This is a genomic window from Candidatus Edwardsbacteria bacterium RifOxyA12_full_54_48, from assembly GCA_001777915.1.
GTDB lineage: Bacteria > Edwardsbacteria > AC1 > AC1 > EtOH8 > UBA2226.
Genome location: MFFN01000007.1, coordinates 36,033 through 57,616 on the forward strand (window position 1 = coordinate 36,033; position 21,584 = coordinate 57,616).

Here is a 21,584-nt window from a genome sequence, read left to right on the forward strand (position 1 = left end):
TAGGGGCGAAGTCTCTTCGCCCCGGGCCTAATCCAGATAATAGTGCGAAGTCCCTTCGCCCGGACCCAAATGATGCAGTTCAGCAAGGAGTGATCATGGCCAAAAAGATAGCCGCCATCGTCTTCGTTTTCTTCTGCACCGCCATGGCCTGGGTGATCCTGGGCGGGGTGACGGTGGACCGCACCAACTCCCAGGACAGCAAGCTCAAGCGGGCGGTGGGCCAGCTGTGGGGCACCACCCAGCGCCAGAGCGCGCCGCTGGTGTTCTACCAGGTCAGGCAGGAGCAGAAGGTGGTCAAGGCCACCGAGGGGGGCAGGACCGTCACCGAGACCAGGACCAGCCTGTCCGATTACTACCTGAACCTGGAATCCAGCGACATCAGGGCCGACCTGAGGCTGACCCACCGCAAAAAGGGCCTGCTGTGGTATTCCACCTATCAGGTGGATTTCGACGGCACCTACGGTTTGATCAACAGCACCTCGGATGAACGCCAGATCTGCTTCCAGTATTCCTTCCCCTCCCGGGACGGCATCTACGACGATTTCGCCATCTCGGTCAACGGCCTGCCGGAGAAGGAGCTGGTGCCCACCGACGGCAAGATCTGCAAATGGATCCGGCTGAAGCCCGGCCAGACCGCCCAGGTGCGGGTGGCCTACCACTCCCAGGGGCTGGACCAGTGGTGGTACGTCTTCGGGGACAATATCTCGCAGATCCGCAATTTTAAGCTGGCCATGACCACCGATTTCGGGCGGATAGATTTCCCGGAGAACGCCATCTCGCCCACCGCCAAGCATGCCCTGAGTAATATCGGAGGGACCAAGAAGGGCGGGGGATGGGAGCTAATCTGGCAGTACACCAACCTGATCTCCGGGATCCAGATCGGCATGGATATGCCCAAGAAAATAAACCCCGGTCCCTTCGTCAGCAAGATCAGCTTCTTCGCGCCGGTGTCTTTATTCCTGTTCTTCTTCCTGGTGTTCATCATCACCGCCCTGCGCGGCATAAAACTGCACCCCATGCATTACTTCTTCCTGGCGGCGTCGTTCTTTGCCTTCCACCTGCTGATGGCCTACCTGGCGGACCACGCCGACATCTACCTGGCGTTCTTCATCAGCGCGGCGGTGTCGGTGTTCCTGGCGGTGTCCTATATGCGGATCGTGGCCGGGGCCCGCTTTGCCCTGGTGGAGACGGCCCTGGCCCAGCTGGTTTACCTGGTGTTCTTTTCCTACGCCTTCTTCTGGGAGGGATACACCGGGCTGGCCATCACCATCTGCTGTATTGCCACGCTGTTCGTGGTGATGCAGTTCACGGCCAGGATAGATTGGGATAAGCAGTTTTCGGGGAAATGAGGGGCAAGTAGGCGGGTATGGGTATTCAGGAGACAGGAGACAGTAGGGGCGAAGTCTCTTCGCTCTGGGCCTAATCAAGAAGATAGTGATGAAGGGCCTTCGCCCGACCCCTCCCTGGCCCTCCCCGCAGCGGAGAGGGAATGGACATTGCGAAGAGGCGAGTTAATGTAAGAAAAAGCCAAGCGTTTAATGCTGTGAGTGTACTGAAATGAATTTTACTAAAGGTGCGTATTCAAATAACTATTACTAAGATTGTAGAAAAAATAGGGGGTTTTATGGAAATTGTGAGAAAAGCACCTGCAGCCTTGAATCTTTTATGGAAAGAAGGTTTTTTTAAGAAGGATAAAAGTATAGCTGAAGTAGAAACTGTGTTGCACGAGAAAGGTTATAATTTTGGTTCTGCCACACGTAAGGCACTAGAGCGTACAAAGTTTCTTATGCAAAAAGGTGAAAGGGGTAATAGGAGGTTCATACAGAAGCACCCATATGTGGAGATAAAAAATGAAAAACACAAGTAAGGATTTATTGAAAGTATTAGTAGATCACGAAAAACGTATATCGAGGTTAGAAAGTTCGGGCGCAAAAATTAAACCACCAAGAGTAAAGAAAAATATCTCTCTGCCAGATCATATTCTTGCATTAAGAGACAAGGGTTTCTTTGCCAAACCTAAAACAGTAGAAGATACACAGAATAGGTTATCAGATTTCTATTCATGTGATAAGAACCGTGTAGCAGTGGCACTATTAAGGTTATCTACCAAAAAGCAATTACGAAGAACTTCAACAAAGAAAAACGATAAAAATAATATTGCGTTTACATGGTGAGCAACATGAATAAACCCGATATAATAAAAAAAATAAAACTTATACAAATTAAAAAGAATACAATCCAGTATTATATTATACAATTATTAATTAAGGGAATACTAAACGACATAGTTGATTCGGCGGGTTTGGCTCATCTTATTAATGAAGAGTATCAAAGGAAGATTAAACCCTCAGATATTGTGGCATGCATTAAGCCCATTGTTAGTAACGATATATTACGTAGTCTTATTATCAAAAAGGGTAAACGGTCATATAGGTATTGGTATCCAGCTTGGATAGCAAAGGATGTCGCTATTTCTAGGGTCAATAAAACAAAAGAAAAGGTATTGTTTATTACTGGACATGAAGCATGGTCAGACCAAAATAAAAGATTAAAAAGTATTTTCGATATTTTGGAAGGCGAAATAGATATCATCGATCCTTATTATGGATATAATACCCTGCATGCGCTATCATTATTTGGGAAAACAAGAAAGGTCCGTTTTCTAACTTGCAATACTGGTAATAGTGAAAAACGAGATATTACAAATTTTAATTTGCAGTTTGCAAGATTTAAAAAAGAATTTCGTAATATATTATTCAAACAATTTGCGTTACCTGAAATACACGATAGGTATATTTTGTCTAAAAATGCAATTGTTATCATCGGTCATGGGATAAAAGATATTGGCAACAAAGAGTCCTTTGTCATTTATCTAGAGAAAGAATTGGTTTCCAAAATATTGCCAACACTGCGAAAACTATTCAATCTTAAATGGAGCAATTCAATAAATATATAATAAAGTGCTATGTGGTTGTAGGCATTGTAGTTGCGATAGTTAGTATTTAATAAATTGTCTTCGTTTTTTTTTCTGCACCACGGGCTTGGATCATCTTGAGTGGGTGGTAAACAACTCTTGGCAATAAGTAAGGACACGGCATGCCGTGTCCCAACAGATAGATAAAATCAAAATAATATAAACGGAGGTCATCATGGAACTGCAGGAACTGAAGGACAAACTGAGCGCCGAGAAGCACATCTACGACTTCACCGAAGAGGGCGGGGACGTCATCATCCGCAACAAGAAGCACGGGGTCAAGATCCGCTGCAGCGCCGAGGCCGTCGCCAAGCACGACTGGGCCACCATCAAGTCCCAGACCGTGGGCGGCCGGGACGTCAACCACATCACCCGGGTCACCGGCTATTTCACCATCGTGGAGGGCTGGAACAAGGGCAAGCTGGGCGAGCTCAAGGACCGCTACCACTCCCAGATCGCCTGATAGGGTTCGTCATTCCCTTGGAAGCTTGTCCTCGCGAAAGCGGGGAAGGGGATCCGGGGATATCAGAGTGGATTCCAGCCTTGCGCTGGAATGACTATCCTATAATAATTAAATCTACAAGGATAAGGCATATACTATGGAACTGAAAGTTTTCGGCCGGCCCACCTGCCAGGTCTGCAAGCAGGCCATGGAAAAGATCAACTATTTCCTGGACAAGTGGGAATTCCAGGGCAAGGTGCCGCTCACCTATTTCGACATGGACACGGTGGACGGCCTGGCCGAGGGTGCCTTTTACGAGGTGTCGGACATCCCCACCGTGGTCCTGCTGAACAACCAGGACGAGATGGACCGCTGGGTCAAGCGGCCCCCGCTGTCCAAGGAACTGAAGCCTTACCTGGATCCGGCGGTTTAATCGTCTTTTAAAGCTTTTTGCCATCAAGACACCAAGGCACTAAACAGAATTTACCCTTTAATTAGGAATTTTAATAATCTTTGTGTCTTTGTGCCTTTGTGGTTAAGGGTATCTGTTCTTTAATACCCTGATTAGCCTACAGTGTGGATATTGGGGTTTCTATGACATCACAATTGTAATTATCATGGAAATAAAAGGCTTCATCGAAACATCGCTGATCGACTGGGACGGAAAGATCGTCTCGGTCCTTTTTCTTCCCGGCTGCAACTTCCGCTGTCCGTTCTGCCACAATCATGTTTTGGTCAAGCACCCGGAGCAGATCGCCGACGTCCCCTGGAAACGCATAGAAACGTTTTTAAAGGGCAAGAAGGGCTGGATAGACGGGGTGGTGATCACCGGGGGTGAGCCCACCATCCACCAGGATCTGATGCCCCTGCTGACGAAACTGAAGGAAATGGGCCTGCCGGCCAAATTAGACACCAACGGCAGCAACCCGGCCCTGTTAAGGGAGATAATAGACCTGGGCCTGGTAAAATTCATCGCCATGGACATCAAGGCCTCTTTCGACGGATCCTATGACCGGGCCTGCGGGGTTGCCGTAAACAAAGAGAATATCAGGGAAAGCATCGGCCTGATCATGTCCTCCGGCCTGGAGTATGAGTTCCGCACCACCATTGTTCCGCAATATCACGATCTGGATTCGGTTGAAAATATGGCAAAAGAGATAAAAGGGGCAAAAAAGTGGGTTTTACAGCAGTTTGTCCAAACCAATGCCGACGACGAGGGGCTACGTAGTCTGCCGCCATATGATGAGGAATACCTGGAGGAGATGAAAAAGAGGGCGAAAGGATTGGTGGAAAGGGTGGTTTTAAGGGGAATATAAGCAATAATATCATATATAATGAATAAACGCCCCGGCAGGAGCCGGGGCGTTTATTGTTTTGAAGATCAATACCAGATCTTTGGGGTGGTTACGGTGAAGGTCTTATTGTAACCGTAGGCATCGGTCCCGGTAAAAGTGACCTGAACCGAGGCGCCTGCCCCCATGGCCGGATAAGTGGGGGTGAAGGTATATGAATAGACGCCGCCGCCCGGAACATAACCGGCGATATTATAGCTTTCAACGATCGGGGTTGTTCCGACTGTATCAGTAAAGGTGGTGGTCCGCTTGTTAAGGACGGCATCAACGTAATTCATGTTCTCAAAAGACACGGTTAATATCCCGCCGCCGCCCGGAGGGTCAACATCGGTGATTATCAATTCCGGCGCCGGGGTCACAGAACTGCAACCCACAATGGTCAGCAGGGCTATGAAAATCAGGGAAATTAACTTTTTCATGGTAACCTCCAAAATATTTTGGTTTGTTGAATTATCCCTTTAAGTGTCCCTATCAATTGGATAGTATAGTGTAACTTAGTGATTATGTCAAGAGAAAAAATAAAAAAAAATAAAAAAATAAAAAAAGTTCTTGACAAATATGGACAAAATGAATAAAATGTCTAAAGGTAGCTTTGTCTATAGTTATATATACTTACCGATACTTCATTCTTGAGCGAGGTAAATATGCCTGTATCCCCAAAAGAAATAGATTCCGGGAAATTATACACCGTCTCGGAGACTGCCAAGATCCTGGCGGTCACCGACCAGACGGTGCGCAAACATTTGGGCGTAAAAAATCTCCCGGGCAAAAAGGTCGGCCGGCGATGGCTGGTCAAGGGAAGCGAGATCCAGAAATTTATTGGCGAATTGGGCTGGTAGATCGGTCTGATGAAAAATCAATTGGTTGATAATAACCGATAAAGTGAGGTAACCTCAAAATGCTTTTTGGAAAAAAACCAGCCACCATAGGTTTGGACATAGGCAGCAGCCAGATAAAGATCGTCGAGATCCAGAAGACCGGCAAGGGGCTGTCGCTGGTCAATTACGGGATCGCTCCGCTGCTGCCGGAGGCCATCGTCGAGGGCGAGATCATGGACCGGACCCTGGTGATAGACACCATCAGGACCCTTTTGGAGACCAGGCAGATAAAAAGCAATAATGTGATAACTGCCGTCTCCGGCCGGGGCGTCATCGTCAAGCGGATCAATATGGACAAGATGAAGGAGCAGGAGGCCCGGGAGAGGATCAAGTGGGAGGCCGAACAGCATGTGCCGTTCGAGATCTCCGATGTGGTGCTGGATTTCCAGATCATCAACCCCGATTCGGGCAACAACCAGATGGAAGTGCTGCTGGTGGCGGCCAGGAACGAGACGGTGAACGTCCATCTGGACCTGCTGTCCGGGGCCGGCTTGAACCCGATCCTGCTGGATTACGGGGCCTTTGCCGTGCAGAATGCCTTCGAGGCCAGTTACGAAATGCCGGCCGACGAGATCATAGCCCTGGTCAATATCGGGGCCGATAACACCAACATCAATTTTGTCAAGAACGGCGTGCCCTATTTCACCCGGGACCTCCCCATGGCCAGCAACTCCTGCCTGCAACTGATGCAGAAGAACCTGGGGATCTCCTACGAGCAGGCCTCCGAGTTGATCAAGGGCGAGACGGTGTCCGACGTCAGCCAGGAATCGGCGGCCTCGGTGTTCCAGTCCTTCTCCGACGATTTTGCCTCCTCCATAGAGCGAACCCTCTCCTTCCTGGCCATGTCCGGCGGGGGAGAGAGGATGAGCCGGATATATATGTCGGGCGGCGGGGCCCTGATCCCGTCACTTCAGGATCATCTTAAGGAGAGGTTCGGGATCCCGGTGGAGATCATAAACCCGTTACAAAAGATCAGCTATGATCCGGGCCTGTTCGGAGCCGTAGCCAGCGAAAAGGTTTCCCCCATCTTGACCCTGGCCATCGGCCTGGGGCTTAGGGAGGTAAAATAATGATACAGATTAATTTAATCCGGGATCGCAAGGTAGAGAGAGTGGCCGGTGCCAAACCGGCCGGAGCCGGACGCAGCTTTTCATTACCCAAGCTTCCTTTCAATGTCGGCATCTTGGCCAGCGTTCTGGGGGTGGTCATTGTGCTGGTGGTCATGGTTTTGACCATGATCTCGCAGAAGGCCAAGATAGCCAACCTGGAATCCAAGATCAAGGGTTATAATGAAGAACTTGCAAAGCTGGCCGGTCCCAAGCGGCTGGTGGATGATTATCTTAAAAAGCAGGCCGAGGTGAACACCAAGCTTAACGAAATAGCCTCCATCGACAAAACCCGGTTCTATACCGTCACTTTGTTGGATCAATTGAGCCAGGCCCTGCCGGATTATCTCTGGCTTACCAGCATGAAGGATGACAAGGATTTGATCTCCATGGAAGGAATGACCTTCTCCAACCTTATCGTGGCTGATTTCATGGACCGCCTCAAGGGTTCGGGATATTTTTCAAATGTTGAATTAACCCAAACCACCAAAGCCACCAGCGAGGGGCGCGATCTGGTGAAATTCTCCATCACTTCAAGATACACCGAGAACCCGAGCAAACCCGTCAGCCCTGGGGAAACGACTGGCCAAACAGCCGGAAAGGGGTCAAAATGAGCCTAGATATCAAAGATCCCAAGATACAAATAACCATCGGCTTGATACTCTTCGGGCTGATTCTAGCCGGGTTATTCTTCAAGTTCAGCTATCAGCCTTCTCAAAAAAGAATTCAAGGGCTTTCTGTCGAGGAGGCCAAGCAGCGTCAGGAGCTTGAGCAGGTCCGGGCCGCCGTGGCCAGGCTCCCCGAATTGGAGGAGCAGTACAAGGCCCTGGAGAAAAAATGGGGAAAGGCTCAGGAGTTGCTGCCCACCGATAGCGAAATTCCCAGCCTGCTTAAAAAGATCACCAATGCCGGGATCGAATCAGGGGTAAGGTTCCTGGTTTTCAAGCCGGGGAAACTGGCCTCAGCCACCCAGCTTTCAGCGGCCATCCCGGTCACCATGTCGGTAATCGGCAATTTTGATCAGATAACCACCTTTATGGCCAAGCTGGGTAATTTGTCAAGAATTATAATTTCGTCAAATATAAAAATCAATCCTAATAATGATCCGATACGTACCATTAAAGCCGATTTCACGGCCAATGCTTACGTATTCAAATCAGGAGGAGATCAAGCCAGTGCAAAAGCTAAAACTTCTCGCAAACCCAGGTAGCCTTTTAATTATCGTTTTGGCCCTGGCGTCTGTCGGCTATGCCGCAGACCCTCCAGCGGCTACCGGGACGATAGACCTGAAGGCGGCCGGTGAGGATACTCTTTTTAGAGCCCAGAACTATGTTTATGAACCAGCCGGACGAAGGGATCCTTTTAAATCCCTGGTCCAGAAAAAGGGCGAGGGTTCGGGGGTTACGGATGTCAGCACTCTGGATGTGAGCAACATGACCCTCACCGGCATCATCTGGGGGCCTTCGGGAAGACTGGCTTTGATTAATGACACACAAGGCGTAGGTTATATAATCAAACCCGGGGACCAGGTGATCGGCGGAAAGGTTTTTGCCATAACCGACTCTTCGGTGGTCTTCGAACAGGGCGATCCAGGAAGCACGGTAAAGTTTGTTGTTCCGTTAACTGAAAGTAAAAGCAAAGGGAGCAAAAGAAAATGAGCTATCATAGAAGCAACAAAATGCTGCCGTTGGCCGTTGCGGCTCTGCTGTCAGTATTTTCCCTGGCCAATGCAGCCAAAGTGCTGGATATTGCGGTCAAGAAATCCGAAGGGGTCACCCAGGTGGTGATCACCGGGGACGATATCCTTGATTCCAAGGATTTCACCCTCAGCAATCCCGACCGGCTGGTGGTTGACATCAAGGGAGCCAGCATTGCCTTCGGCAATAAGACCATGACCGTCAACAAGGGCGGCATCACCACCATCAGCACCAGCCAGTTCGACCGGGAGGGAGGGATCGCCAGGATCGTGATAGAGATGGGCATAAAGCCCAACTATCTGCTGATGACCGAAGAGAATGACATCATTGTTGCCCTGACCACCAAAGACACCTCTCCCTTTGCCGAATGGAAGGCTAGCGCCGCTCCATCAGAGATGGCTGCAACGACTGCCCCCCAGACCATGGTGCCGCCCAGCATGCCGGCTCCGCCGCCTCCGATGGTTGAGGAAACACCCGCCGCTCCGGTGGTGCCGGTGACCTCCACGCCGGCTCCCTCAACGCCCACTCTGGTGATGGAAGAACAGCCGGCGGCCCCGGTGGTGCCGATGACTTCTACGCCGTCCGCACCCAGCACCCCTCCTCCGGTTATAGAGGAAGTGCCGGCTGCTCCGATCTACGCGGCAGCGCCCACCCCTCCGGAGAAAATGGCCCTTCCTGCAACGCCGATTCAGCCCAAGGCCGCCTATGTCGAACCGCAAAAGCCAAGATACCGTTCGGCCTCCTCCGGCGGCTTGTCGGGCGGCAGGTCTGTCTCCATGGAATTGGAGAATGCTGACGTTATAACTGTTTTAAGGGCCATGGCCGAATACAGCGGCAAAAACCTGATCGTGGGCAACGATGTCAAGGGTTCGGTCAGCATGAGGCTGCATAACGTTCCCTGGGCCCGGGCCTTTGAGGAGATAGTCAAGGCTGCGGGGTTGGTGGTCGAGGAATCGGGCGGCATCATCAGGGTAATGAGCCCCAAACAGGCTACCGAAAACATGCGAATGAGAGAGCAGGGGCAGGAACTGGTCACTGTGGTATATCCCATAGAGTTTGCGGTAGCAAATGAGATCACCGGGTCCTTAAACAAGATCCTAAGCTCCCGGGGTTCCATCCAGGTTGACAAGCGCACCAATTCTCTGGTGATCAACGAAGTGTCCTTCAAGCAGACCGAGATAGCCGAACTGATCAGATTGTTGGATACTGCCACCCAGCAGGTGGAGATCATGGCCCGGATCGTGGATGTGGATATGGACGTGACCAAGGATCTGGGGATCAACTGGAACGTCTCCAATATCGCCAGCTATGATGCCAATGCCGAGTTGCAGAACGCCAGCGTTCCCCAGCTACTGCCGGCTGGCACCAGGCCATCGATGACAGTGGGGACCATCCGCTCCTTCGCCCAGATATCGGCCACCCTGTCGGTACTGGAGGCCAAGCGCAAAGCCAACACCATCTCCAATCCCCGGATCACCACGGTCAATAATAAAGAGGCCAAGATAGTGGGCGGTAAGAAGATACCGATCTCCCTAAGGGACGAAAGCGGCAACACCGTCACCCAGATGTACACCATCGGCATGGTGCTGACCACCACCCCCCATATCAATTCCTCGGAAAATGTGACCCTGGATGTCAAGACCGAGATCAGCGACCTGGATCCCACGGCCACCATCTTGGGCGGTGTGGTGATACTGACCAACGAGGCCAGCACCCAGATAGTGCTGAACGACGGGGAGACGGCAGTGATCGGCGGATTGTTGCAGACCAAGGCCGGCAAATCCCAGAGCGGCATTCCCATTCTGATGGATATCCCGTTCATCGGCGCCCTGTTCAGATCTACCACCACCTCAACCGCCAAGCGTGAGATCCTGATATTCCTGACGCCCCATATTATAAAATCAAAATAACAGCCCAGAGCCTAAAAAAGAATCGTCCCGAACTGCTTCGGGACGATTCTTTTATGAAATATAGATATGTTTATTCGGGCTGCTTTTTATTTACGGTCTTGGCCAAACGCGATTTCTGGCGGGCGGCGGTTCTTTTATGGATGGTGCCTTTCTTGGCGGCCAGATCTATCTCTGAATAGGCCGTTGACAGCAATTCGGGGGTTTTTCCCTCAACCTTGAATTTCTTGACCACCTTGCGCATCTTGGATTTTACGGCCGAGTTGCTTTTTCTGCGGGCCAAAGCCTGGCGGGCTCTTTTTGTAACCGAACTTTTTTTCTTCTTAACCACCTTTTTGATCTCTGCCACTTTAATTCCTCCAAATTTTATATGTTGTTGATAATTTTATGCTTTACAAACATATAAAAATATCATATCATTCATATAAAAGTCAAGCATTATATTTAAAATACAACCGGAAGCGAAAATTAAAGGACATGCTTAATGGATAGAAATGAAGCCAAAAGGGTGATTGAGGCCCTGCTATTCGCCACCGATACGCCGATAGCTCCGTCAAAATTAAAGTCCCTGCTGGGGGAGTTGGACCAAAAAATACTTCGGCAGCTGATGACCGAGCTTAAGGTTGAATACGAGCGCGACGGCCATAGCTTTTCCCTGGTGGAGGTGGCCGGCGGATTTCAGATATATACCCGCCCGGAATACGCCAAATGGGTTCAGGAACTTTTCCGGGGCAAAAGGGCCTCCCGGCTGACGGCGGCGGCTCTGGAGACGCTGGCCATCATAGCCTACAAACAACCCATTATCAGGGGGGATATAGAGGCTATCCGCGGGGTCAATGTCGACGGGGTGATGTCCACCCTGGCCGAGCGCAATTTGGTGGCGGTGGTGGGCCGTGACGAGCGTCCCGGGAAGCCGATATTGTACGGCACCACCCCGGAGTTCCTGCGGTATTTCGGCCTGGCCACCCTCTCGGACCTGCCAAAAATAGAGGAATTGGAAGAATATCTGAAGGAAAAAGAAGAGGAGCGGGAAAAGATAGATCAGGAGATAGACGCCGAACTGAGGAAGGACCAGATCCCGAACCACGGGGTGCAGGAGGAAGTGGCCTTCGATAAGACGGAAGGGGGTCAGGAGCCGGTGCCGGATGAACCCATCCAGCAGGATACTATTCCCGGCCCGGCCGACCCCGTTGAATAGCTGCCCAAGGGGGCTAGATCACCAGTTAGGTCCGTTTGTCGAGGATAGCCAGTTTCTTTAGTTTTGACGGGGAGCCCTCTTCCACGGCGCAGTCCAAATCATGAATGCGGAATTTTTCCCCGGGCAGGGGTATCCGTTGCAGTTTTTCCAGAATATATCCCGCTAGCGTATGGGCCTGGCTTTCCATGTTTAGTTTGAACAACTCCTGAAATTTGTCCAAAGGGATACCGGCGTCCACCAGGTAATGGCCATTCTCCATCAGCCGGTATTGTCGGAGCTCCACATTATACTCGTCATAAAGCTCCCCGACTATTTGTTCCACCAGGTCCTCGGTGGTTATCATCCCCGACGGGATGCCGTACTCATCTATGGTGATGGCGATCGAGATATTGCGTTTTTGGAATTCCGACAGGGCCTGGGCCACTTTCATAGTCTGGGGAAAATAATTGGGCAGACGAATGAATTCCACGGCCCTTATATTTTTGGCCGAACGATGCCAGAAACGCAACAACTCTTTTACGTGTATGATCCCGATGATATTATCCTGATCGGTGTCATATACCGGAAGGCGCGAGAAACCCCATTGTAAAAACGCGTCCACGATCTGGCCCATGGTGGCCGAGGCTTCCAGGCACACCATCTGCGATTTTGGTATCATGATAGAGGATATCGGGGTATCGGCCAGGTTCAGTATCCTCCGCATCATGGACCCCTCCTCCTTGGAGAGGACCTGATGCTGCATGGCGCGGGTCAGCAGGGCCTGCAGTTGATGGTGGGACAGCTCCGGCTGGCGCTTGAAATATTTATGTATGATCTTTAGAATATCAGACATCTTGGTCCAGGGAGGTTAGTATTTTCAGCCCCTGAGGCGAGACCATGCCCCCCGAAACTATTAATTTTATGGCTTCCTCCACGGTAAGGCTTACCCGGAACAGCCGCTTCAGGGGAACGACCATCACCCGGCCTCCGGTGGGATTGGGGGTGTTGGGCAGGTAAACCGAGTAACCCTTTTGATCCTGCTGCATATCCCACAGGACCTCCGAGGTGAGAAAGCCCAAGGCATAGGTGCCGGGGCGGGGGTACTCCACCGCCACCACTTCACGGAAGGCATATTTGTTGGTGAAGAAATTATCGGTGAACTGCCGGGTGGTGCCGTAGATTATTCTGACCAGGGGGATCCTGGTCAGAATATTCTCCCAGAACCTCAATAGGCGCCTTCCCAGCAGGTGCGAGGCCAGCAGGCCCACCAGGTAGATCAGGCCGACCAATAAAATAAAACCGATGCCCCAGCGGGCGATCTGGGGAAGGGTCTGGAGATAGGGGATGTAGATCAGCAGTTCGCCGAACAACCGCCCGCTCCATTTGAACAGCTGCCAGCAGAGATAGGCGGTCAGCCCCACCGGCAGTATGGCCACCAGGCCGGCCAGGAAGTTGTTCTTGAAACGGCCCTGGGCCGTTTTGGGCGGTGATAAAATATCCATATCTCAAAAATATCATAAAAAATCAATAAGGTCAAGAAATATTATGCGTCTTTATCTGCGGTTGTTGAGCTACCTGGGGCCCTACAAAAAACAGTTCGCCCTGTCCATTGTCTGCATGATGTTCCTGGCCCTGTTCTCGGGGGCTTCGCTGGGGGTGATCGCCCCGTTCATGAAGGTGCTGTTCCTCCAGCCGGAGCAGGCCGCCCAGCAGACGGCAAAGATAGGCTTTCCCTCGGGCTTTAGCGGTTCATTGGAGCAGATCAAGAACTGGTTCCTGTGGTGGCTGACCAGCGGGGGCCGGATCTCCGGGATAGCCAAGCTGTGCTGGATAATACTGGCGGTGTTCTTTGTCAAGAACCTGTTCAACTACCTGCAGCGCCTGCTGACGGTGCATATCGAGCAGCACATCACCATGGACATCCGCAACCAGATGTACGGCCACCTCCAGCAGCTGTCGCTGGGCTATTTCCAGCGCAACAAGGTGGGGCAGGTGGTCTCCCGGCTGACCAACGACGTCAACATGGTGCGGGGAGCCATCACCGAGGGGTCGCTGTCCATCGTCAGGCAGTCTCTCCAGGTGCTGGTCTATCTGGCCATCGTGATTATCGCGGCCTGGAAACTGTCGCTGATCGCCATGCTGGTGCTGCCCGGCTGCCTGCTGCTGATCACCCTCATCGGACGGCGCCTGAGGAAAAGGGGCCGGCAGCTGCAGGAGAGGATAGCCGACCTGACCGCGGTGGTGACCGAGACCATCGCCGGGATCCGCCTGGTGAAGACCTTTGCCGCCGAGGAATACGAGAAGCAGAAATTCACCAGATACAACCGGGATTATTACCGGACTATCTTCCGTTTCGAGACCATGTCCGCCCTGTCCTCTCCCCTGACCGAATATCTGGGGGCGGCGGTGGGGGTGCTGATCATCTGGGTGGCCAAGGATTACATCGCCGGAGCCGACGCCCTCAGTCCCGAAAGGTTCTTCGTGTTCCTGGCGGCGGCCTTCTCCATGATCCAGCCGCTCAACGGGCTGGCCAGCGTCAACTCCACGGTGCAGCAGGGCCTGGCGGCCTCGGAGAGGATCTTCGGCCTGCTGGACCAGGCCCCGGAGGTCATCGATCAGCCCGGAGCCGCCGTGGTGGATGAATTCCGCCAATCCATAAAATTCAGGCAGATGGATTTTGCCTACAGCCCCCATCCGGCCATCGCCCCGGAAACAGCCGGGCAGTCCCCGGAGCTGGTCCTCAGGGGCATCGACCTGGAGATCATGCGGGGGGAGATGCTGGCCCTGGTGGGGCCGTCGGGGGCCGGCAAATCCACCCTGGTGGATCTGATCCCGCGGTTCTACGATCCGGTCAAAGGGGCGATCTACCTGGATGGAAAGAATCTGCGGGAGCTGGACTCGAAATCGCTGCGCCAGCTGATGGGCATCGTGGGCCAGGAGACCATTCTGTTCCACGACACCATATTCAACAATATCGCCTACGGCAAGCGGGATGCCACCCAGCAGCAGGTGGAGGAGGCCGCCAAGGCCGCCAACGCCCATGAATTTGTATCCCAGATGCCGGAGGGCTACCAGACCGTCATCGGGGAGCGGGGGGTCAGGCTCTCGGGCGGGGAACGCCAGCGGATATCCATCGCCCGGGCCATCCTGAAGAACCCGCCCATCCTGATATTCGACGAGGCCACCTCGGCCCTGGACGCCCATTCGGAGGTGCTGGTGCAGCAGGCCATCGACCGTCTGATGTCCAACCGCACCGCCATAGTGATAGCCCACCGGCTGTCCACCGTCCAGCGGGCCGACCGGATAGTGGTGCTGGACCAGGGGCGGATCATGGAGATGGGGAAACACCAGAAATTGCTGGAAAAACGGGGCCTGTACTGGAAACTTTACAATATCCAATTCAACAAATAGGAGGCCAGCCAATAGCGATATGAGGCTGCCGGCAGTGGAGAAATATTTTAAGGCCGCCCTGCTTAAGGCCCTGGGGCTGCTGCTGCCTGACCGGCGTCACCAAGCCCGGGAGGTGGACCTTTCCCTGATCAGGCGGGTGATAGTGATCCGCCAGCATGACCAGCTGGGGGACCTGCTGCTTTCCACCCCGGCCTTCCGGGCCCTCCGGCAGGCCCTGCCCCAGGCCCAGATCACCGTGGTGGCCCGGCAGTACACCTATCGGGTGCTGGAGCACAATCCCGACATCGATCGGATCCTGGTCTTTCCGGAAAAATTATATCAGGCCACCCCGGCCAAGCTGTGGAGGCTGTGGCAGGGCCTGAGGCAGGGTTGCGACCTGGCGGTGGTGCTCAACACCATCTCCCATTCTCTGTCCAGCGATATTTTGGCCCGTCTTACCGGGGCCAGATATATTTTGGGCTCGGCCGAAAACCCCTTCCCGGGGGCCCGGCCAAATTTGTTTTACAACCTGCTGGCTCCCGGCTTTGGGGAGCGGGTTCACGAGACCCGCCGCAACCTGAGGATCCTGGAATACCTGAACATCAGAACCAAAGATATGGGAGAGAGCTGTGCCCTATCGCCCCAGGAGGAGGAACAGGGCCGGGACATCCTTTACAAGAATCACATCATGCCGGAGCGGACGGTGGGCATCCATCTGGGGGCCTATAATGTCTGCAACCGCTGGCCTTATCAGAACTACGCCGCCCTGGCCGACTGGCTGGTCAAGGATTTCGGGTTTCAGGTGGCGGTCTTCTGGGGGCCGGGGGAGGATGAGCTGGGGGAGAGGTTCCTGGGGCTGGTGAAGGGCGATGTCAAGGTACTGTCCGGGCTGGACATCCGCCAGCTGGCCTCGGTGATGAAACCGCTGAGGCTGATGGTCTGCAACGACACCGGGGTGATGCACCTTTCCGCGGCGCTGGGCACCCCCACCTTCGCCATCTTCGGGCGCAGCGAGCCGGAGTTCTGGCGGCCCTTGAACAGGAATTTCTACGGGGTCCGGGGGCTGGACAAAACCTGCGCTTCGGCCGAGCTGGAGGTGGTCCAGTCGGGCATAAAAAGGATGCTGTCCCGCAGGGATCTCTTCTAAATTGAACAGATACAAACGAAAAGGGCCGGAAAACCGGCCCTTTTGTCATTTCAGCATTACCATTCTCTTCAAGTCAACCGTCCCCTCCTTAACCGAGAGCCGGTAAAAATATATTCCCGGCGGGAGCAGCCTGCCTGCCTGATCGGTGCCGTTCCATTCCACTCTGTGACTGCCCGAAGCGTTTTCATTCAGATCAATGGTCCTGACAGCCTGCCCCAGCAGGTTGAAGATCTCGATCCGGGCCCGGCCCGGCGAAGCCAGGGAATAACTTATGGCGGTCTTATCCTTAAAGGGGTTAGGGTTGTTCTGGTACAATCTGTTTCTACCGGCCATGGTAAGCGGAGGCTCGCCCTCTGCTCCCAAGGCCGGGAAATAGGCCCGGCGGATAAGGGTGCTGTCCAGGACGTAGGGATTGACCTTGCCCTGCTGGTAGGCGGCGATCTTCTTGGTGCGAGCTATCTCCCGGGCATCGGCCGGATCGCTGACATGCCAGGCATACAAAATATCCCGCTGGCCGGTCCACCAGGAATCACTGGTGTCGCCCAGCTGCCAGAAGGTCAGGATGTAATACATAGCCCGGGCGGTGTTGCCCTTCTGAATTTCCCGGGTCTCAAACCTGACATTGGTTAAAAGCTCCGCATACTGATCAATAACAGAAGATGGAATGGTCGTGGTAATTACATTATTGCGATACCATTTATTTGTCTGGTTATCAGGAATATCTCCAAAAGGAAGAGTTCCCCGGTCCCCGTTCACCTGGACCTCGGTGGGAAACAGGTGGTGCAGGTCGGAGACGGCGGTGCTGGACGACAGCATACTTTGGGGCCAGGTATGCTCGCAGTTGATGTCATGATCATAGGCCCAGGTGCTGGGATCCTGGCCGGGATCCATATATATCTTATATCCGCTGTAGACGCACTCCAGGCTGTCGTTTAGCTTATCTATCTCCCCATACATAACATCCCTACCAGCATCGTAGCCCAGATTGGCGGTGGATTTATATGACGAGATCAACGAATTCCGCAGGGTGGCGCCGGTCTGCCCGGGGAAAATGGTGGAGTCCGGCGGGACGGTCCCGGCGGAAACAGATCCGGCCGAAAATAGTTGCGCCGAAATCAGCAACAGGGAGATCTTAAAATATTTCATGTCCATTCCTTTGATCATCAACCCAATTATCCCCCCGGAACGTCAAAAAGTCAAGCCCTTTGCAATCGCCGGGTATTTTATGGTAAACTTAAGGCCATGATCCAGCTTTCCAACATAAACGTGTCCTTTGGCGACAAGGCCCTGTTCAAGAACCTGGGATGGAATATCGGCCTTAACGAGAGGATCGCCCTGGTCGGCCCCAACGGGGCCGGCAAGACCACCCTGTTCAAGGTGGCCCTGGGGCTGATGGTTCCCACCCAGGGGCAGCGGTCCTGTTCCAACGGCATGCGCACCGGATATCTGCCCCAGGAGGAAGTGGTGCTGGCCGGCCGGTCCGTTCTGGAGGAGGCGATGTCGGTCTTTGCCGACCAGCGTTCCATCCAGGAGGAGATAGACCAGCTCTCCAGTCTGATGTCCACCATGGATCAGGATGATCCCGAACTGGCCCCGGTGGTGGAACGCTACGGCGAACTGCATCATATGTTCGAAGGCTTCGACGGCTACCTGCTGGAGACCCGGGCCCGATCGGTGCTGCAGGGGCTGGGGTTCTCCCCGGCCGACCTGGATCAGCCGGTGGAGAATTTCTCCGGCGGCTGGCAGATGCGCCTGGCCCTGGCCAAGCTTTTATTGGAGGAGCCCTCCTACCTGTTCCTGGACGAGCCCACCAACCATCTGGACATCGAGTCCATGGACTTCCTGGAGGGCTATTTGAAAGGCTTCAGGGGCTCGATGGTGGTGATCTCGCACGACCGCTATTTCATCGACCGGACCATAAAAAAGATATACGAGCTGGACCTGGGGCGCTTTTCGCTCTATCACACCAATTATTCCGGCTACCTGGAGGAAAAGGAGAAGCGCCGGGAACTGCTGGTCAAGCAGAAGGAGGAGCAGGCCAAGGAGATCGAGCATATCCGGGAGTTCATCGCCCGCTGGAGGGGCAACTTCATCAAGCGGGCCATGGTCCACAGCCGGGAGAAGATGCTGGAGCGCCTGCTGGCGGAGCGGATAGAGATACCCCAGAGCCGGCGCAGCTTCCGGCTGGGGCTGCCGGAGGCGCCACACTGCGGGCGGCGGATGCTGGAGCTGTCCCACGTCACCAAAGGCTACGGCGACAAGGTGGTGCTCAAGGACATCGATTTCCTGGTGGAGAAGGGCCACAAGATAGGCCTGTTGGGGGTCAACGGGGCGGGCAAGACCACCCTGCTGAAGATGATGGCCGGGGTGGAGGAGGTGACCTCCGGGGAGAAGACGCTTTATCCCAACGTCAGCCTGGCTTATTTCGCCCAGCACACCGCCGAGATGCTGGACCCCGCCAAGACGGTGATGGAGCAGGTGGAGTCGGTGATCCCCACCGAGACCCCCGGCCGGGTGCGGACCATCCTGGGCGCATTTCTGTTTTCCGGGGATGATGTCTTCAAGCCGGTCAAAGTGCTGTCCGGCGGGGAGAAGTCCCGGCTGGCCCTGTGCTGCACTTTGCTGCTGCCGGCCAATCTGCTGATCATGGACGAGCCCACCAATCATCTGGACCTCAAGGGCAAGGAGGTACTGGAGCAGGCCTTAAAAGAGTTCAAGGGGACGGTGGTGCTGGTGACCCACGACCGCTATATCATCGACCAGGTGGTGGACACCATCGTCGAGGTGGCCGACCAGGCGCTAAAGATCTATCCCGGCAACTATTCCGAATATCTGTATAAAAAGGAGCTGGACCGCCAGTCCTCCCAGGCAGCCAGCAATGCCCCCAGATCCGAACCGGCCAGCGAGGAAAAGTCGGACTGGGAGGAGGCCAAACGGCGCAAGGCCCGGGAGGCGGCCGAGGAGCGCAAGCGGCTAAGGCTGATCTCCGAGCTGGAGCACCGCATCGCAACACTGGAGGCCCGGCAGAGGCAGTTGGAGTCGCCCTCCGGCGGCCTGGCCGATCCCGAGGTCTACCGGAACGGCGATCGGATGAAGGGGCTGATGAACCAGTTCGACTCCAACAAGCAGGAGCTGCAGCGGCTGCTGGACCGCTGGGAACATTATCATGCGAAAGGCGAATAGATGAAGAATTCCATCACTGTTATCATCAACGCCGATATATACACCATGAAGGGGCGGCAGAGGGCCAAAGCCCTGGCCTGCGATGCCGGGGGCGGAACGATCCTGGATGTGGGCGGGAACAGCCAGATACTGGGCAGATACAAGGCCCTGAAGCCCGAGGTCATCGACCTGAAGGGGAAGGTGGTCCTGCCGGGCTTCACCGACTGCCACACCCATTTCTGCAATTACTGCCTGCTGGCCTCCCGGCCGGACCTGGACGGCATCCGGTTCATCAAGGAATGCCTGCAGGCGGTGGCCAGGTATGTCACCGGGAAAGCGCCCGGCCAGTGGGTCTTGGGCGGGGGCTGGAACAAGAACCTCTGGAGCGACGGCCGTCTGCCGGCAGCCCAGGACCTGGACACGGTGTCCATCAACAATCCGGTGATGCTGTGGAGCAAGGACTGGCACACCATCTGGCTGAACTCGGCGGCCATGGTGGCGCTGGACATCCACTCCCAGACCCCGGAGGTCCCCGGCGGAACAATCGAGCGCGACGCCAGGGGCAGGCCCAGCGGCATCCTGCGGGAGGAAGCGGCCAATCACTACTATCGCCTGGCTCCCAAGGCATCGATCGAGGAATATTCCCAGGCCGTGATCCAGGGCCAGAAGAGATTCGCCCAAATGGGCCTGAGCGGGTTCCATACCATGGAGGGGGTGGAGGAATTCAATGTTCTGCAGTCTTTGTCGATCCAGAACAAATTATTCTTAAGAGGAACGCTTTACCATAACATCAAGGCCCTGGACGGGCTGGCCTCGGCCGGGATAAAAAGCGGTTTCGGCGGTCGGAATTTGAAGATCGGAGGGGTAAAACTCTTTGTCGACGGGTCGCTGGGCTCCCAGACGGCATTGATGCTGGAGCCATACCGCAACAGCGCCTCATTGGGCATGAACACCATGCCGCCCGGGGAACTGCTGGCCCTGATAAGCCGGGCCTCGCAGAACGGCCTGGCCTGCGCCATTCATGCCATCGGCGATGCCGCCAACCGCCTGGCGCTGGATACTTTTCAGAAGGCCAAGGATCTCAATAAAGATCTGCGGCACCGGATAGAGCACTGCCAACTGGTCCATCCCGAAGATATTGCCAGGTTCAAGGAGCTGGGCATCATCGCCTCGGTGCAGCCCATCCATTGCCCGTCCGACCTGGACATCATCGAAAAATACTGGGGAGAGCGGGGGGCCTATGCTTACCCGTTCGGCGATCTGTCCAGGAAAAAGGCCAGGGTGGTCTTCGGCTCGGATTGTCCCATCGAAACGCCGGATCCGTTCCGGGCCATTCAGGCGGCCGTCGCCCGGCAGAGGATCCCGCCGGACCGTCCGCCGTTCCATCCGGAGCAGAAGATGTCGGTCTGGAACTGCATCAAGGCCTATACTGCCGATGCCGCCTATGCCTCGGGGGATGAGGGCTGGAAGGGGACTTTGGAGCCCGGCAAGGCGGCGGACTTTATCTGCCTTTCGGAGGATATTTTCCAGGCAAACCCGGAGGAGATACATAAGATAAAGGTGGAGAGGACATTCATCGGCGGGAGAGAGATTTAAAATATTAATTATTGGGGGTTATATGAGAAATACAATAATATTCGTAATCATCGCAACAATATTTTATTCGTGCGATAAAATAGAAGAAAATAATAATACAAAAGTGGATATTAAAAGGAATACGCAAACTATACAAGATTCAACAATATATTGTGCTTTAAAATACAATCTTGAAATTTTTACAATGGCACACAGTACATCAAATAATATTGATTCTATTATAAAGTATTATGAATTAAATGAAAATAATAAAATTGAAAGCAAAGCAAAGTCATTTCCGGAAACGCAAGAAGATGAACATCTTTTAAATACATTCATTGGTATAATTATGAAAGGGAAATTAAATGTTACATATATAATAAAAATGACGCTGATTAATAAAAACAATGCTGAACTAGGGGAGGTGTTTATTGATGTTCTTGCAAAACATTGGCAAAACCCAGAGAAAGATTTCATTAAGGCCGTTATCAGCTTGCCAGATTCAGAGTGTGCAAGAATTATTTATAGCACAATTCCGGAAGAGCCAAAAGAAGTAAAAGAAATTATAAAAAAGGTAGATAAATTATCGGAAATAAAAAATCTAAAAGGCTATGATTTATTAAAGAAAATATTAATTGAATTAGCTAATAGATAATATATTACCCCGGCGACGGCTGATCCGCAGCATCCTTGGCCACGGCCTGCAATTCCTTCCTGCATTTTATATTCACTTTGCTCATCAACGCCAATCAGCACTTTATGTGGGTGTCGCATTAG

Annotated in this window: 23 protein-coding genes; 18 read left to right on the forward strand and 5 right to left on the reverse strand. The window is 53.3% G+C overall.

Going from position 1 to position 21,584, the window contains the following annotated elements; translation table 11 throughout:
- The first annotated feature begins 95 nt into the window (after positions 1-95).
- From A2273_11770 to A2273_11795, 6 genes are all read left to right on the forward strand, one after another.
- Positions 96-1,349: a hypothetical protein gene (locus tag A2273_11770; protein ID OGF06560.1), complete on the forward strand. Its 1,254-nt coding sequence runs from the start codon at positions 96-98 to the stop codon at positions 1,347-1,349.
- A gap of 275 nt (positions 1,350-1,624) precedes the next feature.
- Positions 1,625-1,867 (forward strand): hypothetical protein, encoded by a 243-nt coding sequence (locus tag A2273_11775; GenBank protein ID OGF06561.1) that lies wholly within the window; start codon positions 1,625-1,627, stop codon positions 1,865-1,867.
- Between the two features lie 312 nt (positions 1,868-2,179).
- The gene (locus A2273_11780) at positions 2,180-2,956 is read left to right on the forward strand and encodes a hypothetical protein (GenBank protein OGF06562.1); all 777 of its coding nucleotides are present in this window, start codon (positions 2,180-2,182) and stop codon (positions 2,954-2,956) included.
- A 193-nt stretch (positions 2,957-3,149) separates the two neighbouring features.
- Positions 3,150-3,437, forward strand: coding sequence for a hypothetical protein (locus tag A2273_11785; GenBank protein ID OGF06563.1), 288 nt, complete (start codon positions 3,150-3,152; stop codon positions 3,435-3,437).
- 136 nt (positions 3,438-3,573) lie between these two features.
- On the forward strand, positions 3,574-3,849 hold the full coding sequence (locus tag A2273_11790) for a hypothetical protein (protein ID OGF06564.1): 276 nt from the start codon (positions 3,574-3,576) through the stop codon (positions 3,847-3,849).
- A gap of 184 nt (positions 3,850-4,033) precedes the next feature.
- Positions 4,034-4,732, forward strand: a complete 699-nt coding sequence (locus A2273_11795; protein OGF06565.1) for an anaerobic ribonucleoside-triphosphate reductase activating protein — start codon at positions 4,034-4,036, stop codon at positions 4,730-4,732.
- 65 nt (positions 4,733-4,797) lie between these two features.
- Here A2273_11795 and A2273_11800 read toward each other — a convergent pair whose 3' ends face one another.
- Positions 4,798-5,187, reverse strand: coding sequence for a hypothetical protein (locus A2273_11800; GenBank protein ID OGF06566.1), 390 nt, complete (start codon positions 5,185-5,187; stop codon positions 4,798-4,800).
- A 225-nt stretch (positions 5,188-5,412) separates the two neighbouring features.
- Here A2273_11800 and A2273_11805 point away from each other — a divergent pair, with 225 nt between their 5' ends.
- From A2273_11805 to A2273_11830, 6 genes are read left to right on the forward strand one after another with little or no spacing between them, the layout of a single operon-like run.
- The gene (locus A2273_11805; GenBank protein ID OGF06567.1) at positions 5,413-5,607 is read left to right on the forward strand and encodes a hypothetical protein; all 195 of its coding nucleotides are present in this window, start codon (positions 5,413-5,415) and stop codon (positions 5,605-5,607) included.
- Positions 5,608-5,666: 59 nt separating this feature from the next.
- Positions 5,667-6,716, forward strand: coding sequence for a hypothetical protein (locus tag A2273_11810; protein OGF06568.1), 1,050 nt, complete (start codon positions 5,667-5,669; stop codon positions 6,714-6,716).
- Positions 6,716-7,366 (forward strand): hypothetical protein, encoded by a 651-nt coding sequence (locus A2273_11815; protein OGF06569.1) that lies wholly within the window; start codon positions 6,716-6,718, stop codon positions 7,364-7,366. The genes A2273_11810 and A2273_11815 overlap by 1 nt, the downstream gene beginning before the upstream one ends.
- Positions 7,363-7,962, forward strand: coding sequence for a hypothetical protein (locus A2273_11820; GenBank protein ID OGF06570.1), 600 nt, complete (start codon positions 7,363-7,365; stop codon positions 7,960-7,962). The genes A2273_11815 and A2273_11820 overlap by 4 nt, the downstream gene beginning before the upstream one ends.
- Positions 7,928-8,410, forward strand: coding sequence for a hypothetical protein (locus A2273_11825; GenBank protein ID OGF06571.1), 483 nt, complete (start codon positions 7,928-7,930; stop codon positions 8,408-8,410). The genes A2273_11820 and A2273_11825 overlap by 35 nt, the downstream gene beginning before the upstream one ends.
- Positions 8,407-10,359 (forward strand): hypothetical protein, encoded by a 1,953-nt coding sequence (locus A2273_11830; protein OGF06572.1) that lies wholly within the window; start codon positions 8,407-8,409, stop codon positions 10,357-10,359. The genes A2273_11825 and A2273_11830 overlap by 4 nt, the downstream gene beginning before the upstream one ends.
- 70 nt (positions 10,360-10,429) lie before the next feature.
- Here A2273_11830 and A2273_11835 read toward each other — a convergent pair whose 3' ends face one another.
- Complete coding sequence (locus tag A2273_11835; protein ID OGF06573.1) at positions 10,430-10,705, reverse strand: 30S ribosomal protein S20; 276 nt, start codon at positions 10,703-10,705, stop codon at positions 10,430-10,432.
- 135 nt (positions 10,706-10,840) lie between these two features.
- Here A2273_11835 and A2273_11840 point away from each other — a divergent pair, with 135 nt between their 5' ends.
- On the forward strand, positions 10,841-11,554 hold the full coding sequence (locus A2273_11840) for an SMC-Scp complex subunit ScpB (GenBank protein OGF06574.1): 714 nt from the start codon (positions 10,841-10,843) through the stop codon (positions 11,552-11,554).
- 25 nt (positions 11,555-11,579) lie between these two features.
- Here the strand turns inward: A2273_11840 and A2273_11845 are convergent, their stop codons facing one another.
- Both A2273_11845 and A2273_11850 read right to left on the reverse strand, forming a co-directional pair.
- Positions 11,580-12,386, reverse strand: a complete 807-nt coding sequence (locus A2273_11845; protein OGF06575.1) for a hypothetical protein — start codon at positions 12,384-12,386, stop codon at positions 11,580-11,582.
- Entirely contained in the window at positions 12,379-13,035 is a 657-nt protein-coding gene (locus A2273_11850; protein ID OGF06576.1) for a hypothetical protein, read from the reverse strand. The genes A2273_11845 and A2273_11850 overlap by 8 nt, the downstream gene beginning before the upstream one ends.
- Positions 13,036-13,078: 43 nt before the next feature.
- On the opposite strand from A2273_11850, the gene A2273_11855 reads away from it, so the two are divergent.
- Positions 13,079-14,944 carry a hypothetical protein gene (locus A2273_11855; protein ID OGF06577.1) on the forward strand — a complete coding sequence of 622 codons (1,866 nt, stop codon included), beginning with the start codon at positions 13,079-13,081 and terminating at the stop codon, positions 14,942-14,944.
- A 19-nt stretch (positions 14,945-14,963) separates the two neighbouring features.
- Positions 14,964-16,070 (forward strand): hypothetical protein, encoded by a 1,107-nt coding sequence (locus A2273_11860; protein OGF06578.1) that lies wholly within the window; start codon positions 14,964-14,966, stop codon positions 16,068-16,070.
- 45 nt (positions 16,071-16,115) lie between these two features.
- Here A2273_11860 and A2273_11865 read toward each other — a convergent pair whose 3' ends face one another.
- Positions 16,116-17,216, reverse strand: a complete 1,101-nt coding sequence (locus A2273_11865) for a hypothetical protein (protein ID OGF06579.1) — start codon at positions 17,214-17,216, stop codon at positions 16,116-16,118.
- A gap of 96 nt (positions 17,217-17,312) precedes the next feature.
- Between A2273_11865 and A2273_11870 the strand changes: the two genes are divergently transcribed.
- The 3 genes from A2273_11870 to A2273_11880 are packed head-to-tail and all read left to right on the forward strand — an operon-like array spanning position 17,313 to position 21,462.
- Positions 17,313-19,253, forward strand: a complete 1,941-nt coding sequence (locus tag A2273_11870; protein ID OGF06580.1) for a hypothetical protein — start codon at positions 17,313-17,315, stop codon at positions 19,251-19,253.
- On the forward strand, positions 19,254-20,828 hold the full coding sequence (locus A2273_11875) for a hypothetical protein (GenBank protein OGF06581.1): 1,575 nt from the start codon (positions 19,254-19,256) through the stop codon (positions 20,826-20,828).
- 22 nt (positions 20,829-20,850) lie between these two features.
- Positions 20,851-21,462, forward strand: coding sequence for a hypothetical protein (locus tag A2273_11880; protein OGF06582.1), 612 nt, complete (start codon positions 20,851-20,853; stop codon positions 21,460-21,462).
- Positions 21,463-21,584: the final 122 nt, after the last annotated feature.

Coding starts and splice junctions, on each gene's coding strand:
- A2273_11800 (OGF06566.1), bottom strand. CDS start 5,187: ATGAAAAAGTTAATTTCCCTGATTTTCATAGCCCTGCTGACCATTGTG.
- A2273_11815 (OGF06569.1), top strand. CDS start 6,716: ATGATACAGATTAATTTAATCCGGGATCGCAAGGTAGAGAGAGTGGCC.
- A2273_11770 (OGF06560.1), top strand. CDS start 96: ATGGCCAAAAAGATAGCCGCCATCGTCTTCGTTTTCTTCTGCACCGCC.
- A2273_11790 (OGF06564.1), top strand. CDS start 3,574: ATGGAACTGAAAGTTTTCGGCCGGCCCACCTGCCAGGTCTGCAAGCAG.
- A2273_11870 (OGF06580.1), top strand. CDS start 17,313: ATGATCCAGCTTTCCAACATAAACGTGTCCTTTGGCGACAAGGCCCTG.
- A2273_11795 (OGF06565.1), top strand. CDS start 4,034: ATGGAAATAAAAGGCTTCATCGAAACATCGCTGATCGACTGGGACGGA.
- A2273_11780 (OGF06562.1), top strand. CDS start 2,180: ATGAATAAACCCGATATAATAAAAAAAATAAAACTTATACAAATTAAA.
- A2273_11840 (OGF06574.1), top strand. CDS start 10,841: ATGGATAGAAATGAAGCCAAAAGGGTGATTGAGGCCCTGCTATTCGCC.
- A2273_11865 (OGF06579.1), bottom strand. CDS start 17,216: ATGAAATATTTTAAGATCTCCCTGTTGCTGATTTCGGCGCAACTATTT.
- A2273_11860 (OGF06578.1), top strand. CDS start 14,964: ATGAGGCTGCCGGCAGTGGAGAAATATTTTAAGGCCGCCCTGCTTAAG.
- A2273_11805 (OGF06567.1), top strand. CDS start 5,413: ATGCCTGTATCCCCAAAAGAAATAGATTCCGGGAAATTATACACCGTC.
- A2273_11830 (OGF06572.1), top strand. CDS start 8,407: ATGAGCTATCATAGAAGCAACAAAATGCTGCCGTTGGCCGTTGCGGCT.
- A2273_11785 (OGF06563.1), top strand. CDS start 3,150: ATGGAACTGCAGGAACTGAAGGACAAACTGAGCGCCGAGAAGCACATC.
- A2273_11875 (OGF06581.1), top strand. CDS start 19,254: ATGAAGAATTCCATCACTGTTATCATCAACGCCGATATATACACCATG.
- A2273_11850 (OGF06576.1), bottom strand. CDS start 13,035: ATGGATATTTTATCACCGCCCAAAACGGCCCAGGGCCGTTTCAAGAAC.
- A2273_11775 (OGF06561.1), top strand. CDS start 1,625: ATGGAAATTGTGAGAAAAGCACCTGCAGCCTTGAATCTTTTATGGAAA.
- A2273_11845 (OGF06575.1), bottom strand. CDS start 12,386: ATGTCTGATATTCTAAAGATCATACATAAATATTTCAAGCGCCAGCCG.
- A2273_11880 (OGF06582.1), top strand. CDS start 20,851: ATGAGAAATACAATAATATTCGTAATCATCGCAACAATATTTTATTCG.
- A2273_11810 (OGF06568.1), top strand. CDS start 5,667: ATGCTTTTTGGAAAAAAACCAGCCACCATAGGTTTGGACATAGGCAGC.
- A2273_11820 (OGF06570.1), top strand. CDS start 7,363: ATGAGCCTAGATATCAAAGATCCCAAGATACAAATAACCATCGGCTTG.
- A2273_11855 (OGF06577.1), top strand. CDS start 13,079: ATGCGTCTTTATCTGCGGTTGTTGAGCTACCTGGGGCCCTACAAAAAA.